Origin of the sequence: Rhodococcus yananensis, assembly GCF_020515525.1 — a bacterium.
GTDB lineage: Bacteria > Actinomycetota > Actinomycetes > Mycobacteriales > Mycobacteriaceae > Rhodococcus > Rhodococcus yananensis.
In genome coordinates, this window is record NZ_JAIYEP010000070.1 from 1 (window position 1) to 7,320 (window position 7,320).

The window sequence follows — 7,320 nt, forward strand, 5'->3', positions numbered from 1 at the left end:
TGGTTGGGGTTGGTGCAGATGGTGCCTTCGCAGGGGACGGTGCTGTTTCCGCCCCGTGGGTCCTGCATGACTGCTCCGCCATTGCCCGGCGCGGTGGTGTGGGAGGACGACTGCGACTGGCTTCCCTCGACCTCGGAAGGCTCGCTCTGCACCGGGCTGGTTTCGGGGTGCACGGTAGTGGTGGTCGTGCTTGTGGTGTTGCTGCCTTCGGTATCGCACGCAGCAGCGAAGAATGCGACCGCGGTGATACTCGCTGCAGCAAGGACTTTTCGGATCATCGTCGGCCTCTCTGACTGGTGAATTCGAAGCATCGTCGGGAACGAGTTCGCACCCGATGCTGTCACGACGAGTGCAATCTGGCGCAGGAAGCGGTCCTCACCTCCTCGCGGGGTCGGCTACGGGGTCACCGGGCACCCGATTGTGGCGGATGCAGCGTGTCGACACCGGCGCTCCCGTTCGCCCCGCGATGACGGATCCCACGGTTCCGTCGGTGAAGATCCAACCCGGCTCGCGACGAACAGGAGATTACAGGGATTCGGGGCATACTCGGCGTAACCAGAGCGCCGTGGATGACACCCGAAGGGCTTACTCGCCGGTAGAGAGATTTCAGTCGACTGTTTCCGCAGTTGAATCCGGTGGTATTGAATTCAACAAGTCATATTTGTCGAATCCACGGATTATCTTGTTTATGGACGCGGGGAGCCATCGCGTACGTTTCCGGCGACGACCGAGTGGCATCGACGTGTTCGACAGGGAGGATGAGACCCGATTAAGAGGACGATTCTCGTCGCAGTGATCGGTGCGGTATCAGCGACGCTGGTGGCAGGGTGCACATCGCAGTCCGGACGAGTGTCCGACGACGCTGTGCGGGGCGAACCGGAGCAGGTACGCGTCCAGTACGGAGAAGCCGCCGACAACTACGGTGTGCTGCATTTACCAGGGGGGAGCGGGCCGTTTCCCGTCGTGGTCATGGTTCACGGTGGGGGATGGCTCGAAGAACATGACCTGTCGTATTTCGAGCCGTTGTCGAAGTCGCTCTCCGACGAAGGAGTTGCGGTGTGGAACTTCGAGTACCGGAGGGTGTCCGGTGAAGGAGGGTGGCCGGTCACGTTGGCAGATGCCGACGATGCGACGGAGGCACTGGCGACGGTCGTCCAAGACGCTGCCGGTGGGCGTCTCGATCTCGACCGTGTTCATCTGGCCGGCCACTCCGCCGGCGGGCACCTCGCGGCGTGGATTGCCGGGCGTCACACCCTGGGGCCCGACGCTCCGGGAGCGCAACCGCGGGTCCACCCGCAGAGTGCCACCATCATGGCTGGGGTGTTGGACATGTCGCTGGCGGCGACAGCTGGTCACGATCAGTTCGTGCGGGGTCGGCTCGGTGGCTCACCCGAAGATCAGCCCGACCGGTACCTGGTGGCGTCGCCGATCGAGCATCTCCCGGTGGGCCTACCGGTGACGGCGGTGCACGGTACCGATGACCGGACCGTCGATCCTGCTCAGTCGACCCGATATGTCGAGGCGGCGCGCGCGGCCGGAGATCCGGCGGAACTCCTCATGATCGAAGGCGTCGGACACGGAGACTTCGGGAATCCGGATTCATCCGCATGGCGAGCTGCGAAGGCGACCATCATCGATCACGTCGACGGGTGATCGCCCATGGGCATTCCGGATTCCTGGACTCGATCGATCCAGGAGACATGAACCGACCCCACCGGCCGTCGCGGAAACCGAACAAGTGATTCCGGCGATTTCACAAGCGCGGTTTGTGCCAGCCGTCTTCATGTCGATGACCACGGAATTTCCGGGAGATCGGGGCTGCGTGGTACCGATCGGATTCGGTCGTGTGTGGCCGATCATAGAGATTCTCCACGGCAACGAGGGTGTGGCTGGGCTAGCCTGAGCCGTGATCCACCGCCGCAGATCGGGGTGGGTCTTGGCGCGGTCTCGTCATCAGGGCCGATGTGGCGGACCGTGGATCTGTGAGTACCGGGGAGGGTACGAGGATGTCGAAGAATCAGTTCTTCCGTATGGGGGCAGCACTCTCGCTCGCCGCGCTGGTCGGTGCGTGTGGTTCGGCGGGAGATGAAATTTTGCCCGAGAAGCTCGCCGCATCGCCCGTTGTCGATGCCGGCATCGACACGCTCCCTACTCCCGATCCCATTCCACAACAGGTGGAATCGAATGTTCCGATGACACGCCTGGCCCCCGGTGAGACGCCACCGCAATTCGTCCTCTTCTCTTTCGACGGCGTCGGTCTGACCCCGAACTGGGACATGTTCCTCGACACTGCGGAGCGCGTCGACGCGCGTTTCACCGCGCTGATGACGGGGTTGTACTTCCTCACCGACGACAACGCCGAGCACTATCAGGGGCCCGGACATGCTCCGGGCAAGGCTGCGATCGCGTTCGGAGGAACCGAAGCCGGTGTACTCGAACAGGTTCGCTATCTGAATCGCACCTGGTTGGCCGGGCACGAAATGGGCACACACTATGTCGGGCATTTCTGCAAGGGAGCGGGCTACCACGGCGACCAATGGACCTCCGCCGACTGGACTCATGAACTCGACCAGTTCTTCTCGCTCATGGAGAACTGGAAGGCCAACAATGCTGTGGCCGAGGGGCCGGATCTGATGTTCGGCCGGGAGGAAGTGCGTGGGGGGCGAACGCAATGCCTGGAAGGCAGTCTCGACCAATTGATTCCGGCGTGGCACAGCTTCGGGATGCGTTGGGACTCGTCGATGCCGGCGGAGCAGACCGGAATCGTGTGGCCCACCGAGATCGACGGTATCTGGGAGTTCCCGATTCCGTATGTCTACTCTCCGGCGCTGGACGCACACCAGACGGCGCTCGACTACAACTTCTGGTACACCCTCAACGGGGCACGGGAAGAACCGCATACAACTCGTCGTGCAGCCGAAATTACCACGCAATCATACGAGTTCATGTTCCGTGAGGCGTACCACGGAAACCGTGCACCGCTCGTGATCGCCAACCATTTCAACGACTGGAACGGTAATGCTTTCAATCCGGCCACTGCTGAATTCATGGCGGATGTATGCGGACTGCCGGACACCTACTGTGCTACCTATTCGGACGTTGTCACATGGATGGAGTTGCAGGACCCCGTCCTCCTCGCTGAGTGGCAGAGCCGTCCGGCTGTCGCTGTCGGTCCGCCCGGTGTCTGACCTGGGCACGATGATGTTGCCCGTCTCTGGCGAGGAGAACGGACCGCAGTCGGATTGTGGTGTTCCTTGTGACCGGCACGGCCTGGCTTCACGTGAACACCCGGTACAGACCGAATTCTGTCGTGAATGTCCAGTCTCTGCCGAATGCTTGGAGCAAGCACTCCGCCACGATGACCGCTGGGGTGTAGTGGCGTCGAATAGTAGAAGGGGATCCATCTCCGCGCAAAACCCTATCGGTCACACCGTTGCCCGCACTACTTGCTGCAACGAAGGCGGGGAGTGACAGTGGAGAACACGTCGGGTGCGGCGGCGCCGTGGCCCGGCAGATCCCGCGATGCCTGGCGTGAGTCGAGGAGTTCGGCGCCTGATCTGCCCGCAGTCACCGGTCGTCGTACTCGAGTGCCGGTCATCGGCAATGCTGAAGGGTTCGTCAGGCACGTTCGCCCACCGTTTCCGGAAGGGTGCAGACTGTGCGTCGTCCTCGGTGTGCTGGTTGGAGCGGTGTTGTTGTCGTACCGTCTCACGGGACTCACATCGGATGTCTTCTTCGAGTCCGACTGGTCGACGGTGCTCGGCGTGGTCGCAGTGTCTGCGTTCGGTGTCGCAGCAGTGGGTTACGTCCGCGGATCGAGCATCCTGCCTTTTGTAACGTTGCGTGCGTACGCGCGGATGAAGTCGCGCCCGCATGTGATTGGAACTGCCCATCCGGCACGATCTCGAACTCTCGGCCCGGTGTTCCAGGTGGAAGCGGGAGATACGATGCAGGACACGATGATCGTGATCGACAGCATCCTCGATGATGAGTCGACAGGCCGCATACTTCGCGCGTTCGATCTGTGGTTCGAGTGCCTCGACAGCGATCCGATCGCTCGACGGGCAGCACAGTTGCGGTTCGGTACGGCGACGATCGTCACCGGAGGTGAGATCTTCGGTCCGGACGCAGAAGGTGGATTCCTCGTGCGCGACAGCGATCCGGCAGTAGGGCGTTGGCGCTTACTGATCGCAGCTGAGGGCAGCCGCGGTATGCCACGCGGTTCCTACCGACGCGGTGAGGTGCTGTCCGTAGTCGACGGCGACGCGGCGGACCGGCCGTATCGCTACGACCTTCGGGAGAGCGGTCATCTGCTGGAACGTGCAGGTGAGGGCACGATGATCGCTGTGACGATCACGGCCTGGTTGTGGTTCGGGAGTTGGTCGGCCATCGGTGGACTGTGGTGACGGAAGACAGATCTGCGGGATATGTGCACGTGGGACGAAACGTGTGTCCGATCGGTTCGGTGAATTGAGTTGCCGAAGAGGACGGTGTCGTCGGTGGGTCGGGCGGTTGCGGTGTCGATGATCGTGATCGCGGTGATACGGCGGTCGCCTGATCATGTCGCTCGGGCCCGCTCACGCGATGCTCCCGGGATGACTGTGGCCCGTCACCGTCGCGGAGTCCTGCTGCGCAGAGTGGATGTGCGCCGTGCAGTCGGATCGTCTGTGGAACGATCTGTGTCCCGATTGTATCGGCGGCTCGTGCTTTCGGTTACGAAACCGTGGAAGGCGATGCTGCCCGCTACGGTTGCAGTCATCACGTAGAGGACGAGCGAGGCATCGTCGATGTCGGTGATGGCTCGCCACGCCAGCAATCCGAACACGATGGACGCCGTTCCACGTGGTCCGAGCAACGCCACCGCCCACCGGTCCCGCGACGGCAGGTTCGATCCGATCAGTGCCGCCCCGATGGGAAGCATGCGGACAACCGTCAATGCTGCTGCAACATACACGAACACCTCCCAGTCGGGCAGCCCGAAACCGGCGAGGTAGGTGAGCGTCGCGCCGAACAGATACCACATGGCCATGCTGCTGAGCGCCCCGAGATCCTCGGTCGACGTGAGTTCTGACCGGTCGAGTGTGCTGTTCGCTGTGCGCGCCGCGTGGAATCCCATACCGCACACGAACGCCGCGATGAAACCGTTTGCAGACAACGTGACGGCACCACCGTAGGCCAGGAACACCAGAAGCACGACGCTCACTCGCACACCCGGGGCGGTCGTCAGGGCGCGTGCGGTGACAGCGCGGATGACCCGGCCCCCGCCGTAGCCGACGATGCCACCCACCACGATGGCGACTATCGACGACTGTGTGGCATGGAGGATCGTGGCCATGACGCTGTCGTGCTCGCCGTCGTCACCGAGCAGCGCGAGTGCCACGACGAAGACGGGCGCGACGATACCGTCGTTGTATCCGCTCTCCACGTTGAGAATACGGCGCACCCGGGCGGGTAGACGTCTGTCGTGGACGAGGCTTGCAGCGGGCGCGAGGTCAGTGGGAACCACCACGCATGCCACCACTACCAGGACGGCGGTCGTCGTGTGAGGCAGGAGGAATACGCCGAGGCCTGTTGCCGCGATCAGCGACAGCGGTAGGGCGATGCACAGCAGTCGTGCAGCGATCGGGGTTTCGCCGCCGAACAGTCCTCCGCGTACTTCGGTGGCATCGATGAACAACAGCAGCGCCAGGATGAGCTCGACGGTGTGCTCCGTCGTCGATGCGTACAGGAGCTCTGTCAGGTCTTCGTGCAGGAAGCTCGTGACGACGATTCCGGCGACGACCATCACCAATGGCCCGGCCAGCCGGAGGCGCGTTATCACGCGAGCGAACAGGCAGCAGGCCAGGCCAACACACACGCCGACTACAGCGAAGATGGTCACCGATCGTCGTCCTCTCGGGTGTGCGGACTTCGGTTGTCGGACCCATCTTGGTCGTCAGGTCGGGTGTTCGTGGGGTATTCGGTGGTGCGCTCATCGGCCGGGCGGTGAGCGAGGGATTCGTCGTCGGCCAGTACATACCGCCTGCCGTAGGTTTCGACGAGAGCCTGCAGGATCGCGACGACCGGCACTGACACCAGCGCCCCCATCGCTCCGAACAGGGTCGCGCCGACGATCACCGATCCGAAAGCGACCGCCGGATGGATCGACACGGTGCGTGACGTGATGCGCGGATGGAAGATGTAGTTCTCGACCTGCTGGTAGGCGGTGCCGAACACGACCACCCACACACCGTCGAGCGGTTGCTGGGCCGCGGCGATGATCGCGGGCAGCGCGATCGCCAGGTAGGTACCCAGTGTGGGGATGAACTGGGAGATCACTCCGGTCCAGATCGCCAGCGGCAGCCAGTAGGGCACCCCGATGATCAGCAGGAACACCCCGGTGAAGATGCTGCTGAGTGCGGCGAGGATCAACCGCGACACCACGTAGCCGCCGGCCTTCTCGACGGCTGTTTCCCACACGTTCGCGATGATCTGCTGCTGCCGGTGCGGAAACCAGCTGGAGATGGTGCGCCGCATCTTCGGGCCTTCGGCCGACATGTAGAAGATGAACAGCAACATCGTCAGCATCTGGAACAGGGCACCGACGAGGGTGCTGACCACACCGACGACACCCGGCGTGTATTTCTGGGCGAGATCCTTGACGGTATCCGGGGTGATGTTGAGGAGTTCGGAGCCGCTCTCGAAGTTCGTGTCGAAAGTCTTGTTGGCCCAGTCGGTCACGCGCGTCAACGCGTCCGGCAGTGATGTGAGGAGTTGCGCGAGTTGGTCGGCGAGGATGGTGCCGAACACCGCGAAGAAACCGATCGTCAGTGCGAAGAGCCCGAACAGCACCAGGCCCGTCGCGGCGCCCCGCCGCCAGCCGCGCCGGGCGAGGGCGTCGACGATCGGTTCGATGGTGACACTGAACAACCACGCCAGGAACAACAGTCCGAGGAAGCCCTTGAGGTTGTGGAACAGCCATCCGGACATCTGGTAGAACGCGACGGCGAGGAGCACCCCGATGATCGTCGGGCGCAGCCAGCGAGGTGCGCGTACGCGACCCTCGGCGGCGGCAGCGGTGTCGTCGTTGCTCATCGAACTCTCCTGGGCGGACTCGGACCTGACGCGGAATCTACCCGGGGTATGTGTCGGGGAGGGTGCGGTCGGGGGGAACGTGTCGGTCCTGCCCGAGAACATCACCCGGCCGTGTCGCCGGGCCTGCCGCCCCTGCCGAGCGAATGTATCGCCGGCTTCATCGGATCGAGCGAATGCACCGTTCGCTCGCCGTGGGGTGGGGGTACAGCGCAGACGACGTCGGGCCCGGTTCCGAAGAACCGGGCC

Annotated in this window: 7 protein-coding genes; 5 read left to right on the forward strand and 2 right to left on the reverse strand. The window is 63.3% G+C overall.

What is annotated here, in order from left to right:
- The 5 genes from LDQ05_RS15535 to LDQ05_RS15555 form a co-directional block, all read left to right on the forward strand.
- Positions 1-300: hypothetical protein (locus LDQ05_RS15535; protein ID WP_226437856.1), on the forward strand; the 300-nt coding region annotated here is incomplete at its 5' end.
- 549 nt (positions 301-849) lie between these two features.
- Positions 850-1,653 carry an alpha/beta hydrolase family protein gene (locus tag LDQ05_RS15540; RefSeq protein WP_226437857.1) on the forward strand — a complete coding sequence of 268 codons (804 nt, stop codon included), beginning with the start codon at positions 850-852 and terminating at the stop codon, positions 1,651-1,653.
- 353 nt (positions 1,654-2,006) lie between these two features.
- Positions 2,007-3,188: a polysaccharide deacetylase family protein gene (locus LDQ05_RS15545; protein ID WP_226437858.1), complete on the forward strand. Its 1,182-nt coding sequence runs from the start codon at positions 2,007-2,009 to the stop codon at positions 3,186-3,188.
- Between the two features lie 13 nt (positions 3,189-3,201).
- Entirely contained in the window at positions 3,202-3,471 is a 270-nt protein-coding gene (locus tag LDQ05_RS19965; RefSeq protein WP_226437861.1) for a WhiB family transcriptional regulator, read from the forward strand.
- A 476-nt stretch (positions 3,472-3,947) separates the two neighbouring features.
- Positions 3,948-4,406: a hypothetical protein gene (locus tag LDQ05_RS15555; protein WP_226437859.1), complete on the forward strand. Its 459-nt coding sequence runs from the start codon at positions 3,948-3,950 to the stop codon at positions 4,404-4,406.
- Between the two features lie 203 nt (positions 4,407-4,609).
- On the opposite strand, the gene LDQ05_RS15560 is transcribed toward LDQ05_RS15555, so the two are convergent.
- A complete protein-coding gene (locus LDQ05_RS15560) occupies positions 4,610-5,821 on the reverse strand; it encodes a cation:proton antiporter domain-containing protein (RefSeq protein WP_372461129.1) in 1,212 nt (403 codons plus the stop codon).
- Between the two features lie 56 nt (positions 5,822-5,877).
- Positions 5,878-7,074 (reverse strand): AI-2E family transporter, encoded by a 1,197-nt coding sequence (locus LDQ05_RS15565; protein WP_226437860.1) that lies wholly within the window; start codon positions 7,072-7,074, stop codon positions 5,878-5,880.
- Between the last annotated feature and the right edge of the window lie 246 nt (positions 7,075-7,320).